The 14,280-nt window shown below is 54.1% G+C and carries 16 protein-coding genes and 3 tRNA genes; 8 read left to right on the top strand and 11 right to left on the bottom strand.

The features are described 5' to 3' along the window. Window positions 1-26 precede the first annotated feature (26 nt). The 5 genes from osmY to FHW76_RS19530 form a co-directional block, all read right to left on the bottom strand. Window positions 27-647 (bottom strand): molecular chaperone OsmY, encoded by a 621-nt coding sequence (gene osmY, locus FHW76_RS19510; RefSeq protein WP_008807528.1) that lies wholly within the window; start codon window positions 645-647, stop codon window positions 27-29. Between the two features lie 219 nt (window positions 648-866). Further along, entirely contained in the window at window positions 867-2,456 is a 1,590-nt protein-coding gene (prfC, locus tag FHW76_RS19515) for a peptide chain release factor 3 (RefSeq protein WP_008807529.1), read from the bottom strand. A gap of 90 nt (window positions 2,457-2,546) precedes the next feature. Further along, a complete protein-coding gene (gene yjjG, locus FHW76_RS19520; protein WP_008807530.1) occupies window positions 2,547-3,224 on the bottom strand; it encodes a pyrimidine 5'-nucleotidase in 678 nt (225 codons plus the stop codon). 14 nt (window positions 3,225-3,238) lie between these two features. Continuing rightward, window positions 3,239-3,685, bottom strand: a complete 447-nt coding sequence (gene rimI / locus FHW76_RS19525; protein WP_016160260.1) for a ribosomal protein S18-alanine N-acetyltransferase — start codon at window positions 3,683-3,685, stop codon at window positions 3,239-3,241. Further along, the gene (locus FHW76_RS19530) at window positions 3,654-4,067 is read right to left on the bottom strand and encodes a DNA polymerase III subunit psi (protein ID WP_004146046.1); all 414 of its coding nucleotides are present in this window, start codon (window positions 4,065-4,067) and stop codon (window positions 3,654-3,656) included. Before FHW76_RS19530 ends, rimI begins: the two co-directional genes overlap by 32 nt. Window positions 4,068-4,169: 102 nt before the next feature. On the opposite strand from FHW76_RS19530, the gene rsmC reads away from it, so the two are divergent. The 4 genes from rsmC (at window position 4,170) to FHW76_RS19550 (ending at window position 5,689) form a co-directional block, all read left to right on the top strand. After that, window positions 4,170-5,198: a 16S rRNA (guanine(1207)-N(2))-methyltransferase RsmC gene (gene rsmC, locus FHW76_RS19535; RefSeq protein WP_008807532.1), complete on the top strand. Its 1,029-nt coding sequence runs from the start codon at window positions 4,170-4,172 to the stop codon at window positions 5,196-5,198. 171 nt (window positions 5,199-5,369) lie between these two features. After that, window positions 5,370-5,456 (top strand) — tRNA-Leu (locus FHW76_RS19540). A 28-nt stretch (window positions 5,457-5,484) separates the two neighbouring features. Further along, window positions 5,485-5,571: transfer RNA gene (locus tag FHW76_RS19545), tRNA-Leu, on the top strand. A gap of 31 nt (window positions 5,572-5,602) precedes the next feature. Beyond that, window positions 5,603-5,689, top strand: a tRNA-Leu gene (locus FHW76_RS19550). Window positions 5,690-5,710: 21 nt separating this feature from the next. Here FHW76_RS19550 and FHW76_RS19555 read toward each other — a convergent pair. Then, window positions 5,711-5,950 carry a DUF1435 domain-containing protein gene (locus tag FHW76_RS19555; RefSeq protein WP_012542928.1) on the bottom strand — a complete coding sequence of 80 codons (240 nt, stop codon included), beginning with the start codon at window positions 5,948-5,950 and terminating at the stop codon, window positions 5,711-5,713. A gap of 70 nt (window positions 5,951-6,020) precedes the next feature. Between FHW76_RS19555 and FHW76_RS19560 the strand changes: the two genes are divergently transcribed. The 3 genes from FHW76_RS19560 (at window position 6,021) to fhuF (ending at window position 8,161) form a co-directional block, all read left to right on the top strand. Continuing rightward, a complete protein-coding gene (locus tag FHW76_RS19560) occupies window positions 6,021-6,191 on the top strand; it encodes a hypothetical protein (RefSeq protein ID WP_012542929.1) in 171 nt (56 codons plus the stop codon). A 23-nt stretch (window positions 6,192-6,214) separates the two neighbouring features. After that, a complete protein-coding gene (locus tag FHW76_RS19565) occupies window positions 6,215-7,261 on the top strand; it encodes a GGDEF domain-containing protein (protein WP_008807534.1) in 1,047 nt (348 codons plus the stop codon). A 111-nt stretch (window positions 7,262-7,372) separates the two neighbouring features. Further along, window positions 7,373-8,161, top strand: a complete 789-nt coding sequence (gene fhuF, locus FHW76_RS19570) for a siderophore-iron reductase FhuF (RefSeq protein WP_032731594.1) — start codon at window positions 7,373-7,375, stop codon at window positions 8,159-8,161. A gap of 48 nt (window positions 8,162-8,209) precedes the next feature. On the opposite strand, the gene FHW76_RS19575 is transcribed toward fhuF, so the two are convergent. Further along, on the bottom strand, window positions 8,210-9,553 hold the full coding sequence (locus tag FHW76_RS19575; protein ID WP_012968989.1) for a PTS cellobiose transporter subunit IIC: 1,344 nt from the start codon (window positions 9,551-9,553) through the stop codon (window positions 8,210-8,212). Window positions 9,554-9,886: 333 nt separating this feature from the next. Here FHW76_RS19575 and FHW76_RS19580 point away from each other — a divergent pair, with 333 nt between their 5' ends. Continuing rightward, window positions 9,887-10,345: a YbaK/EbsC family protein gene (locus FHW76_RS19580; RefSeq protein WP_008807537.1), complete on the top strand. Its 459-nt coding sequence runs from the start codon at window positions 9,887-9,889 to the stop codon at window positions 10,343-10,345. A gap of 5 nt (window positions 10,346-10,350) precedes the next feature. Here FHW76_RS19580 and bglJ read toward each other — a convergent pair whose 3' ends face one another. From bglJ to pobA, 4 genes are all read right to left on the bottom strand, one after another. Next, window positions 10,351-11,025 (bottom strand): DNA-binding transcriptional activator BglJ, encoded by a 675-nt coding sequence (gene bglJ, locus FHW76_RS19585; RefSeq protein WP_022065583.1) that lies wholly within the window; start codon window positions 11,023-11,025, stop codon window positions 10,351-10,353. Beyond that, window positions 10,986-11,708 carry a LuxR C-terminal-related transcriptional regulator gene (locus tag FHW76_RS19590; RefSeq protein WP_008807539.1) on the bottom strand — a complete coding sequence of 241 codons (723 nt, stop codon included), beginning with the start codon at window positions 11,706-11,708 and terminating at the stop codon, window positions 10,986-10,988. The genes bglJ and FHW76_RS19590 overlap by 40 nt, the downstream gene beginning before the upstream one ends. 264 nt (window positions 11,709-11,972) lie before the next feature. Continuing rightward, window positions 11,973-12,854 carry a helix-turn-helix domain-containing protein gene (locus FHW76_RS19595; RefSeq protein ID WP_023339552.1) on the bottom strand — a complete coding sequence of 294 codons (882 nt, stop codon included), beginning with the start codon at window positions 12,852-12,854 and terminating at the stop codon, window positions 11,973-11,975. A 16-nt stretch (window positions 12,855-12,870) separates the two neighbouring features. After that, on the bottom strand, window positions 12,871-14,055 hold the full coding sequence (gene pobA / locus FHW76_RS19600) for a 4-hydroxybenzoate 3-monooxygenase (protein WP_022065581.1): 1,185 nt from the start codon (window positions 14,053-14,055) through the stop codon (window positions 12,871-12,873). Window positions 14,056-14,280: the final 225 nt, after the last annotated feature.

Raw genomic sequence — 14,280 nt, forward strand, 5'->3', positions numbered from 1 at the left:
GACAACACTTTTGTTAATAACTCGATTTACTTAACGCTAAGATCGTTGCGGACGCTTTTCACGCCGGAGACCGCTTTCGCAATCTCTGCCGCACGCTCCGCCTGCGCCGCGGAAGCCACCGTACCGGTCAGATGCACCGCGCCGGCGTTGGTTTCGACTTTCACATTGCGCGAAGGGACAATGTCATCCGCCAGCAGCTTGGCTTTCACTTCGCTGGTAATGGCGGTATCCCCGGCATAGCCTTTCAGCGTCGCCGTCTCGCTCGATGATTTATGATGGACCGTCAGCTTGTCGTTAACGTGCGAGACGCCTTCGACCCCTTTCGCTACGCTCAGTGCCTGACTTTTCTGTTCAGTACTGGTGACGTCGCCGCTGAGGGTGACCACTTTATTCTCCGTTTTCACCGAAATATCGCCGGAGTTAATATCTTTATGGTCGATCAACGCCGCTTTTACCCGCGCGGTAATGGTGCTGTCATCCATAAAATCGCCGACTTTATTAATCGAATTGTCTACCGCCTCTCCCGCATTGCTGGCAGCCGACTTCGCACTGTCTACCGTTGTTTTTTCCGTCTCTGCCGAGGCGTTCAACGCGGCTAAGCCTAAGAAGAGCGCCAGCAACATATTGGCATTCTTTAGTCTGGTCATCGTGATGTCCTCGTTTTTTCACCAGCGCTGGCGTCTGAAAGCAGTGAATTACGCCAGCATTTTTAAAATCACGAATTAAATATAGTAGACAGACGAAGGGGTTGCGGATGATATGGACAAAAAACAGACGAATTAGCGGTGTTTTAAGAACTTTCCAGAAGGAGGGAAACGCGAGCATGGAAAGAAAAAAGCGCGGGCTATGCCGCGCTTCATCAGGGATTAGTGCTCGCGCGTTTTGCGGAACACCACGTCAGGATAACGCTCCTGCGTCAGGTTCAGGTTGACCATTGTCGGGGCGATATAGGTCAGATTATCGCCGCCATCCAGCGCCAGCTGAACTTCGTTTTTACGTTTGAACTCTTCGAATTTCTTCACATCCGTGGATTCAACCCAGCGCGCGGTGGCCACGTTGACTGATTCGTAAATCGCTTCCACGTTGTATTCGCTTTTCAGACGCGCTACCACCACGTCAAACTGCAGCACACCAACAGCGCCGACGATCAGGTCGTTATTGGCGATCGGACGGAAGACCTGTACCGCGCCCTCTTCAGAGAGCTGAACCAGCCCTTTCAGCAGCTGTTTCTGCTTCAGCGGATCCTTCAGGCGAATACGACGGAACAGTTCCGGTGCGAAGTTCGGAATACCGGTGAACTTCATCATCTCGCCCTGGGTGAAGGTATCGCCAATCTGAATGGTGCCGTGGTTATGCAGGCCGATGATATCGCCCGGATACGCTTCTTCAACGTGAGAACGGTCGCCGGCCATAAAGGTCAGCGCGTCGGAAATCACGACGTCTTTACCGATACGCACCTGACGCAGCTTCATGCCTTTTTCATATTTGCCGGACACCACGCGCATGAAAGCCACACGGTCGCGGTGTTTCGGGTCCATGTTGGCCTGAATTTTAAACACGAAGCCGGTAAATTTCTCTTCCGTGGCGGTGACTTCACGCGTGTCGGTGTTACGCGGCATCGGCGCCGGCGCCCACTCCACCAGGCCATCCAGCATATGGTCAACGCCGAAGTTACCTAACGCGGTCCCGAAGAACACCGGGGTGATTTCGCCCGCCAGGAACAGATCTTTATCGAACTCGTTTGACGCGCCCTGCACCAGCTCCAGCTCGTCGCGCAACTGCTGCGCCAGGTCTTCCCCCACCGCTGCGTCGAGTTCCGGGTTGTTGAGCCCCTTCACGATGCGCACTTCCTGAATGGTGTGGCCTTTACCGGTCTGATACAGGTAGGTTTCATCTTTGTAGAGATGATAAACGCCTTTGAACAGCTTGCCGCAGCCGATAGGCCAGGTAATCGGCGCGCAGCCGATTTTCAGCTCATTCTCAACTTCATCCAGCAACTCCATCGGATCGCGGATATCACGGTCGAGTTTGTTCATAAAGGTGAGGATCGGCGTGTCGCGCAGACGGGTAACTTCCATCAGCTTACGGGTCCGGTCTTCAACGCCTTTCGCCGCGTCGATCACCATCAGACAGCAGTCAACCGCCGTCAGAGTACGGTAGGTATCTTCGGAGAAGTCTTCGTGCCCCGGCGTATCCAGCAGGTTCACCAGGCAGTCGTGATACGGGAACTGCATCACCGAGGTGGTGATTGAGATCCCACGCTGCTTTTCCATCTCCATCCAGTCGGACTTTGCATGCTGGCTGGAGCCACGGCCTTTTACGGTACCGGCGGTCTGAATAGCCTGTCCGAACAGCAGCACCTTTTCGGTGATGGTGGTCTTACCGGCATCCGGGTGAGAAATAATGGCAAAAGTGCGGCGTTTGGCCACCTCTTGCAGATAAGGAGACAACGTCATAATTAATCTTCTAAGTAAACGCAGCAACGGGCTGCGCATGTGGAATACGAAAAATTGCGGCTATTTTACCCATCAATGGGGGGGAGGCAATCAGTGTTTACACAGGAGCTGCTCCAGTTCGCTTAACGAGGTCACCGTCCAGTCGGGCTGCAGGTCTACCGGCAGCGTTTGCTGGTGCGCATTCAGCCAGCAGGTCGCCAGGCCGGCATTTACGCCGCCGCGGATATCCGACTCAGCGGTATCACCGACCATCAGTACTCGCGAGCGCGGTGGATTACCCGCCTGCGCCAGCGCGTAATCGAAGATGCGCGCATCCGGCTTGGCGACGCCGACTTCTTCAGAAATAATCAGTAAATCAAAGTGATCGCGTAAACCTGTGCGTTCCAGACGAGTCTGCTGCAGCGAGGTAAAACCGTTGGTGATGATGCCCATCCTGACCTTGCCCTGCAGCGCGTTGAGCAGCGAGACCGCCCCCGGCAGCGGGGCACAGATTTCCGCCATCGCATTCATAAACGCGTCGTTGAGCTCACCCGGCTTAACATTCAAACGTTCCGCCCAGCTGTCAAAGCGCTGGTGCTGCAGCTGCAGCGAGGTGATGACGCCGTTTTGATAATCCACCCACAGCGGCTTATTCACGGCCTGATAGTCCTGAAAATCTTCGGCGGTAAATGTCACGCTGTAGTCGAGAAACATCCGCTGTAAGCCGCTGAAAGAATCAAACGAAAACAACGTTTCATCGGCATCAAAGAAAATCCAGTCCCATTTCATCGTATCACCTTGTCTTACATACTGATTGGCAGAGCCATAATGATGGCGTCTTCGCGCCCGTCGACCGTCGGATAGTAGTTGCGGCGGATGGTCGCTTCGTTAAAGCCTACGCTTTCATAGAGCGCAATGGCGGCTGCGTTGGAAGCGCGCACCTCCAGCCACAGCGTGACGACGCCGCGTTTTTCAACTTCATCGATAACATGTTCCAGCAGTTCCCGTCCCAGGCCACGGCGCTGGTATGCGGGGTCGACGGCGATGTTAAACAGCGTCGCTTCATCAAGGACAATCTGAGTAATGGCAAAGGCCGCCATTTCCCCATCCACTGCCAGTTGGTAATTCAGATAACGTTCACCCTGATTGCTGGCGAAGGTCTGTTCGCTCCACGGAAAAGCGTGGGCGCGTTTTTCGATTTTCCAGGCGTTGGATAAATCAGCCGTGCTGAGGGTAGAAATCGTGTTCATGTGCGCAGATTTGTTGCCAGAGCGCCCTGCGAGCGGGCGCGCTGGTCTGAAGTTCATCAAAAGCGGGGGTGGACACCTGGGCGCCCGCCAGCGGCAGCGACGCCTCTGTGCCCAACCGCCAGCTGTTGCAACGGCTGTCCTGCGGCAGCATCGCCACCCGCTCGGGGGTAAGCTGCAGGACCTGATCTGGCGTCACGGCCAGCGCGCGTAATATGTCGCCAATCAGCGGCTCTGTCAGCGACGGCGGGGTTTCTGCCACCATCACCAGACGAATATGTTCAGGAAGCGAGATAGCGATTTCGCCCTGCAACGCCCCCGGTCGGCGCAGCGACCACTGGGTAATGCCCAGCTGCTGTAATTGCCAGTCTCGTCGGGATGTCATAGCGAAACACTCCTGGTAAACAAGCGCGCAATATAGCAAATCCGTCGTATCTGCGCCAACAAACTACTATAATCGGCGCCAGTCTTAATGAAGGAGTGTTTCATGTCCGCTTTTACCCCGGCAAGTGAAGTCTTGCTGCGCCACAGTGATGATTTCGAGTCCGCCCGCGTTCTGTTTGCCGGTGACCTGCAGGATGACCTGCCTGCGCGTCTGGATACCGCGGCCAGCCGCGCTCATACCCAACAGTTCCACCACTGGCAGGTGCTGAACCGTCAGATGGGTGACAACGTCCGTTTTAGCTTAGTGGCCGAGGCCGCCGACGTCGCCGATTGCGACACCCTGATCTACTACTGGCCGAAGAACAAACCCGAGGCGCAGTTCCAGCTGATGAACCTGCTCTCTCTGCTGCCGGTGGGAATCGATATTTTCGTCGTCGGGGAAAACCGTAGCGGCGTTCGCAGCGCAGAGCAAATGCTGGCCGAATATGCCCCGCTGAATAAAATCGACAGCGCCCGTCGCTGTGGCCTCTACCATGGTCGTCTGGAAAAGCAGCCGACCTTCGACGCCGACGCATTCTGGGGCGAGTATGCGCTGGATAATCTGACGATTAAAACGCTGCCTGGCGTGTTTAGTCGCGACGGTCTGGACGTCGGCAGTCAGCTGCTGCTGTCCACTCTCGAGCCGCATACCAAAGGGAAAGTGCTGGATGTCGGCTGCGGCGCGGGCGTGCTGGCCGCAGTGCTGGCCAGCCATTCGCCGAAGGTGCGTCTGACCCTGTGCGACGTCAGCGCCCCGGCGGTCGAAGCCAGCCGCGCGACGCTTGCCGCTAATGGTTTTGCAGGCGATGTGTTTGCCAGCAACGTCTTTTCGGAGGTCAATGGTCGCTTCGACATGATCATCTCCAACCCACCATTCCATGATGGGCTGCAGACCAGCCTCGAAGCGGCCCAGGCGCTGATCCGCGGCGCGGTTCGCCATCTGAACAGCGGCGGCGAATTGCGCATTGTCGCCAACGCCTTCCTGCCGTATCCCCAGGTACTGGATGAGACATTTGGCTTCCATGAAGTGATCGCCCAAACAGGACGGTTTAAGGTCTATCGCACCATCATGACCCGCCAGGCGAAAAAATAATCGTCTTCTGGCGCCAGCGGCCCACTTGCGGTGCCGCTGGCTCTTCTTCGCGGCAAACCCGACCATTTTTGCAGCAATCGATACAACCTGCATAATTAACTATTGACGTGCCGCCGAAAACCACTAGAATGCGCCTCCGTGGTAACGATACTTTCATAGTGTCGATGGTATGCGAAGGTGGCGGAATTGGTAGACGCGCTAGCTTCAGGTGTTAGTGTCCTTACGGACGTGGGGGTTCAAGTCCCCCCCCTCGCACCATAATCCACAAAGATATTGCTCGCACTGGGCGAAGGTGGCGGAATTGGTAGACGCGCTAGCTTCAGGTGTTAGTGTCCTTACGGACGTGGGGGTTCAAGTCCCCCCCCTCGCACCAACGAGGCAATATCCTAAAGAATGAATACTGTGCGAAGGTGGCGGAATTGGTAGACGCGCTAGCTTCAGGTGTTAGTGTCCTTACGGACGTGGGGGTTCAAGTCCCCCCCCTCGCACCAATATTCTTTTCTCTTCCGGCATTATCCCCCTAGTTTAAAATCCAGAATCATCAGCATTATTCCACCAATCAATGCAACGCAAGATGGCAGCAGGATAAAATGGCGCAGTTGACGATGCCATATCATCGCTGCGGACATCAGCATGCCCACCGTGACCAGCGCCCGCCACACATCGGCCGAGACTCCGGCATACCCGAGAGCGGCAATCAGCACGCCGGGAACCACCACACCCCAACCACTCCCTAATGCCCGCTGCAACATGGTTTCACCTCTCAAAACGATAATGATAACCAATATCATATGATAACATTTATCATTTGTCATTTGCGATGTGCTCTGCGTCTTTTTCTTTACGTTCGCGGTAATGACATACATTCATGAAGGTGATAAATTAAGCGGATTATCGATATATATTAAATATTTTGCTTATTTTGCAAATAACCTTTTTTTGCACATTGTTATCAGACTCTTCATTTTTGGCTTTCATCATTTTGAAATTTAACGACTAATAATGATTCTTCCGATATGACTGCACAAACCTGGCGAGCACACTACGCACAAAAATATCAATATTCCTTACGGCTTTTTTTACTGCTTAATTTCATTTCCTCCTCTCTGTCGCTGGTCAGCCCACTATTTACGGTAGTTCGTTTTACGCTGCCCTGCGCCCTGATCGTGGCCTGCAGCGGGCTGTTGCTGCTCTGGCACTGGAAATGGCCGCAAGCGAAAATAAATATTCCGGCTATCTCGTTGTTATTTGGCATGCTCTGGGCATGGCACGTGGTGGCAAAAGCGATGCTATTGACACCGCCGCATTTTAACTATCTGGTAATCGCCCTATTAAGCATTCTGTTTATCGGCACCATCGCTTTTTCCAATAATATCACTGCCTTTACCCTTCACTCTTTACCGACTTTCCTTATCTGCCTGATAATGTCAGAGGGGGAACAATGGTTGCGCATGACCTACTGTTTTGTGCTGCCTATTGCCGGTATTACCCTGCAAAATATTATCCAGAAGCGCAACGATGCCTTCACGCAAGGATTAATGGATAAGCTGATGCAGGAACGCAACACGCTCAACGATCTCAGTATGCTGGATCCCCTGACCGGTTTGTATAATCGCCGCGGGCTACAGAACCGCCTCGACACCCTGCTGGCGCTGGACGGCGACAACCACTTTGTGCTGCTCCTCGATATCGATCACTTTAAAGCCTATAACGACCACTATGGCCATATGATGGGCGACCAGGCGCTGATTCGCGTCTCTGCCGCGATCCGCAACGCCGTGCGCTCACGCGATATTGTCGCTCGTTTTGGTGGGGAAGAGTTTATGGTCCTGCTGACCAACAGCAGCGAGGAAACCGCCTGGCAGGCTGCCGAACGCATTCGCCAGCGGGTCTATGATCTGAAGATCCCGCATATGTTTAATGAAAGTGTCGCCACCAACGTGACCATCAGCATTGGCCTGACGCCGCTCATTGATGACAACATTGAGCAAGCGCTGGCACGAGCCGATGGCGCACTGTATGAGGCCAAAAATAAAGGACGCAATATTATTCTTGCCAGTTAGCTTTTCCTTCGCGCGCCGCGGTATCGCGGCGCCGACAAACTCCTTGCCATGCCGCCTGCAAACAACTAATATCAGGAATCATTATCATTTAGATTTGTATCTGGAAATCAAATGGCCTGGCGCTCCCTTTCTCTTAGCGACGAACTCATCTGGCGGGCTCCCTTCCCGACGGCTGAACGCGCGCTGGCGGAGAGTCTTCGGGCAAAAATCACTGCCCTGCGCCCTCATCTGCTGGATTTCCTGCGTCTTGATGAGCCTGCCCCGCCGCATGCGTTAACGCTCGCCGAGTGGTCGCAACCCATCGCGTTACGCACCCTGCTGGCCACCTGGTCCGATCATATCTATCGTCATCAGCCCACGCAGCCGCGTGAACAGAAGCCCCTGCTCTCGCTCTGGGCCCAGTGGTATATCGGCCTGCTGGTGCCGCCGCTGATGCTGGCGCTGCTTAATGAACCGCAGGGACTCAGCCTGGCGCCAGAACATTTCCATGTCGAATTTCACGAGAGCGGTCGGGCTGCCTGCTTCTGGATTGATGTGCATAACGATGCCAGGATAGCAGCGCTTCCACCGCAGGCGCGGATAGATGCCCTGGTGATTCGTACCCTGCAGCCGGTTGTTGAGGCGCTGGAAGCGACGGGCGAGATCAATGGCAAACTTATCTGGAGTAATACCGGCTATCTGATCAACTGGTATTTAGGTGAAATGCGCACGCTGCTGGGCGATGAGCAGGTCGCCGCTCTGCGTCAACACTGTTTTTTTGAAAAACAGCTCGCCGATGGTCAGGATAACCCGCTGTGGCGAACGGTGGTGCTGCGTGAAGGGCTGTTAGTCCGACGCACCTGCTGCCAGCGCTATCGCCTGCCGGATGTCCAACAGTGCGGCGACTGCACGCTGAAATAACGCCCCCTACCTCAAAATTAACGGGCGGCCCTTGCCGCCCGTTGCTATTTATGCGGTCTGTTGACTCTCCTGCTCTGCTCGCTCGGCCTCTTCCGCTTCCTGAGCAAGCAGCTGTTTCTCATACACCTTAAAGAACGGGAAGTAGATAATCGCCGACACGCAGGCCAGAACGATCACCAGAACCGCCGCCCGAAAATCCCAGCCCAGCGCCCAGGCGCCGCCAATCGGTGCTGGCGCCGTCCACGGTACCACCGAGATAACGCGGCCAATCAGATCCAGCTTCATTGCTGCCCAAGCCAGCACCGCGTTCACCATTGGCGCCAGCAGGAACGGAATAAAGAACACCGGATTCATGACGATAGGCGTCCCAAAGATAACCGGCTCGTTAATGTTAAACAGGCTTGGCACCACGCTCAGACGGCCAATGGAGCGCAAATGCGCTGAGCGGCTACGCAGATAACAGAACACCAGCCCCATGGTCGCCCCGGAACCACCAACCACTATGAAGAATGTCCAGAACGCCTCCATGAAGATATGCGGCAGAGGCACCCCCTGGGCCAGCGCCTGCTGGTTCATACCGAGGTTGGTCAGCCAGAACATCTGCAGCATCCCGGACACAATCGCGGCACCGTGGATCCCGGCGAACCACAACAGGTGGCCAATAAGCACCGCCAGCAGAATTGCCGGCAGAGAGTCGGCTGCCGAAACGAGCGGTTTGAAGATGGCCATAATGGCCTGCGGGATCAGCATGTCAAAATGGTGCTGGATAAACAGACTCAGCGGATACAGCGTCAGCACGACCACCAGCACCGGGATCAACAGATCAAAGGAGTTTTTGATCATCGGCGGAACCTGGTCCGGCAAGCGGATCCCAATGTTGTGCGCTTTCAAAAAACGCATCATTTCCACGCAATAGATCGCCACCAGAATCGCGGTAAAGATCCCGGTCCCCCCGAGGCTATCCACCGGCAGCGTGCCATTGGTCTTCGGCGCGGCAATCAGCAAAAAGGCCATGATCGACAGCATTGCGCACATAAAGGGATCGAGCTGATTGGATTTCTCGTAGTGCTTACCGAGGTTATAGGAGATCGCCGCGCAGATGTAGATCGACATGATCCCCATCGTCATATCAAAGGGGGTCAGAATACGCCCCTCAAACTCTTTTGCCAGATCCAGCCAGGCGCGGGCAAAACCCCAGGTGGTATCCGGTGAGAAAGGTGGATAAGCAAACACCAGCAGGAACGATCCGACGATCATAAATGGCATCGCTGAGATAAAACCGTCACGGATAGCCATGACGTGACGCTGCGATGAGATCCGCCCTGCTATGGGGCTTATGTAATTTTCTACAAAGCGAAATATCAAATTAAACGCAGCATGGTTAGCAGACATAGTAGCCCTCCTGACAGGCTATTGATACTGGCCCAACAACGATTACCCTGCCGTTACGATGACCGCTTTTTGATGCAGCAGGCCGCTGATGGATTACCGGCTATACTGCTCATGACGCAACGATTCATACACGGCTCTTATGTTATAAATAAAGTGAGAAGTGACTGTTCCAGTATTCATCTCTACGCGCACAACCGCAACCGGTTACAGTAACCGGTTACGGTGAATGTGAAGGAGATCGACAAAATAGAAAGAATCTGGATTGTCCGCGCTGTTATTTACACTCCGCCAGGCTTGTGACAGATTTAACCAGGCTTAAATCAGGAGAATCCAATGAGTCTGCAGTCTGTACGGCAGTTTTTTGCCGAACACGCCCCCGATATCGAAATTATTGAGTTAAATCAGAGTACCGCCACCGTCGCGCTCGCCGCTGCCGCACACAACGTTGAGCCTGGACAAATCGCCAAAACGCTGTCGCTCAAGATCAAGGATAAGATTGTACTGATCGTCGCCAGGGGCGATGCGCGGCTGGATAACAAAAAGCTGAAAGAGACCTTTGGTGCGAAAGCCAGAATGTTAAGCAGCGATGAGGTGGTGACCTGGACCGGTCATCCGGTAGGCGGCGTGTGCCCTTTTGGTCTGGAAAACCCGCTGGCCGTCTATTGCGACGTCTCGCTCAGGCACTATCAGGAGGTGCTACCCGCAGCGGGAGCCATTCACAGCGCCGTTCGTATTGAACCAGAACGATTGGCGCAGCTCACCGATGCGACATGGGTAGACGTGTGTTTATAGCCGCGTTACGCCACCTGTTTAACGGCGTTGTTCGCGCCGCTCATCGGTAAATGCAGCAAGATATCCGCCGCGTTTAATAAACCGATGTCTGAGCGAACCCCGAGCTTGGTCATGGCGTTAAATTTATGCGCGCGGATAGTTTTAATGTTCCGGTTCAGCTGTATCGCAATATCAGAAAGCGAATATCCCCACGACATATACCGAAGGATGGCGTGCTCCGTTGGACTTAGCGGATCGTTGCACGCCTCTCTGTCGCAAAATTGTTCGCTGCCGCTGAGGTGATGATTGTCCAGCAACTGTAACAAACGCTCCTGTAACCCGCGTCGCGGCGCGGATTTATTCAGTATGCCGTGCAGACAGGCCGGCATAAGATGGCCGATCAGATGCATTTCACTTTCATTATTAGCCAGAATAATTGCCTGGACTTCCGGCCGACACCGCGCCATTTCATGAACAAAAAGCAGACTCTCAGCTCGTGAAGAACGGCTTCCCGAAAGAGAAAAGATAATGGCCGACCAGGAAAACGATGTTTCCGCCGCCCTGAGCATACTGACATTTTTAAACAGATGAATATGATATCGGCTATTATCTTCACGACTAAAGATATAGCGCCAGGCCATTTCCGTCATCACACATTTTTCTACGATGGCGACATGGCGGGTTGTGCTATTTTTTTCCATTCCATTTGCTCCCCGTAAGCTGAATTGATATTCAGCTCTTGCATTCCCTGCACGCTGTTGATCCAGGCATACATTTCAGCATTGCTTCGCAGTGATAAGCGTCGCATTGCGCTATTTTTCTGCGCACTGATGGTTTTATTGCTCTTTTTCAACAGCGCAGCGATCTGATTGATTCCCCATCCCTTTGCCAGAAGACGCAAAACCTTGCGTTCCGAAAGGGTCAGCATCGCCGCAGAGTGGTAGCTTGCGAAATCGCTATCCTCGTCTCCGGTGAACAACGTCCGGCTAATTTGCTCAGCGGCACGACTGCCGGCGCAAATCACCTCAATCAACCGGTTAACCGGCTCACTCTCCGAGATCAGCGAACTTTCAGGGCGAATTAAAAGCTCAACGGCCAATGGATAGAGGCTGTCACTGACCATAAAAACCCAGTGAATATCACGATACTGCGTCATCAGAGAGTAATACCGTTCGCAGACGGCACGGGGATGCGCAATCTCGCCGGAGATATCCGCGACGACCAGCACTGCCCGCCGCAGTTGCAAAAGGGTGAGCTCATCATGAGAACGACAAAAACTGAGTTCGTAATCAGGGAGATTTTCATTGAAGATAACCTTTAACCCTGACTGCATGACGGGAATTTTACTAATAACAACACCAAACTTACCTTGTCCTGGTAACATAACACCTCCGCTTCCTGTCGAAGTTCCTTCGCCTGCCGGCAAACAATCGGCGCTTAACATCATCGCCTTATCATTCTCTGAATGAATATAAAAAGTATATTCATGGCCTGCGTACACGGTATACGTAACGACCGAACCGTGGTCATACCGTGTAAATATTATTGCTGTGTATACTTGCGATTAATATTAGCACAGACGCTCCTGCGCTAATAAATTAGAAAAGATAAAACTATTATTTAGCAAAAGTAATTTCAGGCACGTGAGTTATAAAGCATTATCTTTGATTGTTTCTCTAAATGCTTTAGGCGACATCCCGCTATAGCGGCGGAAAAAGCGAGAAAAATAGGCAGCATCACTAAACCCTAAGTAATCAGAGAGTTGTGTTACCGTCATGCGGGTGTACTGCAGATTGCGTCGCGCTTCCAGCATCAGGCGTTGATGCAATACCCCCAGCGCGCTACAGCCATAGAACTCGCGGCATAAATAATTTAAGTGCGTGACCGACAACCCAATTAGCTTCGCATACTCCGCCAGCGGGAGATGCTGCCGATAGTGGCTCTCAATAAGTCGGGAAAAGTGGCGCATCATACTGCGCTTCCGCTCCGCTTTATCTTCCGTGGGCGGTGCGGGGCGGCACTGCCGGTTCAGCCAGACCAGCAGCGTCCCCAGCAACGAGTACAACATCATCTCCCGGGCATCATGCTCTTCGCAATATTCCTCGCGAAGCGCCGAAAATAGCGTATGCATATGCCCCCGGGAACGGCCTACCGGCACGCACTGCGGTACGCTAAGCACATCCAGCGGCCGGCCGAACTGGTTTTCAAACCGGCTCAGCAGCGGCAGCGCCAGGGAGAGCACATACCCTTGTGTCCCGGGTGAAAAATGAAACCCATGAATACAAAGGGCGGGAACCACCTGGATGCAGGACGCCGTCATCACCGCGGTGGCGCCTTCAATTTCGATCTCCGCCCGGCCCTGATGCAGGTAGAGGAGCTGGACCATTTCCGCATGCTGATGAACGCGAATATGCCACTCGTACAGACTGCTACGCTGCAAAATCGACTCGCAGTGCAGCAGGTCCGGCGTTGGCCAGCCGCGCTCTTCGCCATACAGCTTAAATACGGGGACGGCTTGTATGGGCGGCATAATCACTCCTCTTTAGTCAGGTAACGCGTTCCATGGGCAAGCCCACGTAGTTTTCCGCGATGGTGGTCAGCCCGGCGCGGGAGCCAAGGTAGTAGCGGCGGTCGGCGGCCTGCATTTTGGCGTCGAACGCATTCTGGTCCGGGAAATCATGCAGCAGGCGAGTCATAAACCAGCTAAAGCGTTCCCCTTTCCACACCCGATCCAGCGCCAGTTGCGAGTAGGTCGCCAGCAGATCGCTGCGGCCACGATGATAGTATTCACGCAGGATCCGCCACAGGTAGTTAACATCCGATGCCGCCAGGTTTAACCCTTTGGCGCCGGTTGGCGGAACGATATGCGCCGCATCTCCTACCAGAAACAGCCGCCCATACTGCATCGGCTCCACCACGAAACTGCGCAGCGGGGCAATGCTCTTCTCAAGTGAGTGACCAGTCACTAACCTGGATGCCAGGTCCTCCGGCAAGCGGCTTTTCAGCTCCTGCCAGAAACGTTCGTCCGACCAGGCTTCAACCTTATCGCTCAGCGGAACCTGTAGATAATAGCGGCTGCGCGTAAGTGAGCGCTGACTACACAATACAAACCCCCGCTGATGGTGTGCATAAATCAGCTCCGGATTGACCGGCGGCGTATCCGCCAGCAGGCCTAACCAACCAAACGGCCACACGCTCTCGTAGGTTTTGAGAATGTCAGCGGGAATGCTTTGCCGTGACACCCCGTGAAAACCGTCGCAACCGGCGATAAAGTCGCACTCCAGGCGGCAGGTTTCACCTTCGCTGAGGTAGGTGACCGTCGGTCGGTCGCTTTTCGCGTCATGAATAGCCACCTCGCTCACGCCATAGACGATCGGCGCGCCGCTGGCGGCCCGGGCCGCCATCAGATCGCGGGTCACTTCCGTCTGGCCATAAACCATCACACTCTTGCCGTCAGTCAGCTCGCTCAGTGCGACGGGTACCCGCTGGCCATCAAACAGAAACTCCACCCCATGATGCACCAGGCCTTCGGCATCCATCCGCTGCGCCACGCCCGCTTCGCGTAGCAGATCGACGGTGCCGCTTTCCAGAATTCCCGCGCGGATGCGCCCCAGCACATACTGTGGCGTTTGACGCTCGAGGATCACGGTATGGATCCCGGCGTTGTGCAACAACTGCCCCAGCAGCAGCCCGGAGGGACCTGCGCCAATAATCGCGACCTGTGTTTTCATAGGGTTGTCTCACTCTTGCAGGGTTAATTATTTGTATATTTTTTGTTTAATAAAAGTACTTTCCTGCATTTTTGATAAGTCAGACGGGAAAAAGAAGGGATGAATGGCGGCAAAAATTGCACTTTTCACCAAACTGGCAAAAGTGTGGGATGCTTCAAATTCTGCCGCCCCGCCAGCCGGGACATTTTTGCATATTATTTGATCCCGCCCCCCTCAGCCGCTACG

This window comes from Klebsiella sp. RC2 (assembly GCF_014192815.1).
GTDB lineage: Bacteria > Pseudomonadota > Gammaproteobacteria > Enterobacterales > Enterobacteriaceae > Klebsiella > Klebsiella variicola.

Coding starts and splice junctions, on each gene's coding strand:
- osmY (WP_008807528.1), bottom strand. CDS start 647: ATGACCAGACTAAAGAATGCCAATATGTTGCTGGCGCTCTTCTTAGGC.
- prfC (WP_008807529.1), bottom strand. CDS start 2,456: ATGACGTTGTCTCCTTATCTGCAAGAGGTGGCCAAACGCCGCACTTTT.
- yjjG (WP_008807530.1), bottom strand. CDS start 3,224: ATGAAATGGGACTGGATTTTCTTTGATGCCGATGAAACGTTGTTTTCG.
- rimI (WP_016160260.1), bottom strand. CDS start 3,685: ATGAACACGATTTCTACCCTCAGCACGGCTGATTTATCCAACGCCTGG.
- FHW76_RS19530 (WP_004146046.1), bottom strand. CDS start 4,067: ATGACATCCCGACGAGACTGGCAATTACAGCAGCTGGGCATTACCCAG.
- rsmC (WP_008807532.1), top strand. CDS start 4,170: ATGTCCGCTTTTACCCCGGCAAGTGAAGTCTTGCTGCGCCACAGTGAT.
- FHW76_RS19555 (WP_012542928.1), bottom strand. CDS start 5,950: ATGTTGCAGCGGGCATTAGGGAGTGGTTGGGGTGTGGTGGTTCCCGGC.
- FHW76_RS19565 (WP_008807534.1), top strand. CDS start 6,215: ATGACTGCACAAACCTGGCGAGCACACTACGCACAAAAATATCAATAT.
- fhuF (WP_032731594.1), top strand. CDS start 7,373: ATGGCCTGGCGCTCCCTTTCTCTTAGCGACGAACTCATCTGGCGGGCT.
- FHW76_RS19575 (WP_012968989.1), bottom strand. CDS start 9,553: ATGTCTGCTAACCATGCTGCGTTTAATTTGATATTTCGCTTTGTAGAA.
- FHW76_RS19580 (WP_008807537.1), top strand. CDS start 9,887: ATGAGTCTGCAGTCTGTACGGCAGTTTTTTGCCGAACACGCCCCCGAT.
- bglJ (WP_022065583.1), bottom strand. CDS start 11,025: ATGGAAAAAAATAGCACAACCCGCCATGTCGCCATCGTAGAAAAATGT.
- FHW76_RS19590 (WP_008807539.1), bottom strand. CDS start 11,708: ATGTTACCAGGACAAGGTAAGTTTGGTGTTGTTATTAGTAAAATTCCC.
- FHW76_RS19595 (WP_023339552.1), bottom strand. CDS start 12,854: ATGCCGCCCATACAAGCCGTCCCCGTATTTAAGCTGTATGGCGAAGAG.
- pobA (WP_022065581.1), bottom strand. CDS start 14,055: ATGAAAACACAGGTCGCGATTATTGGCGCAGGTCCCTCCGGGCTGCTG.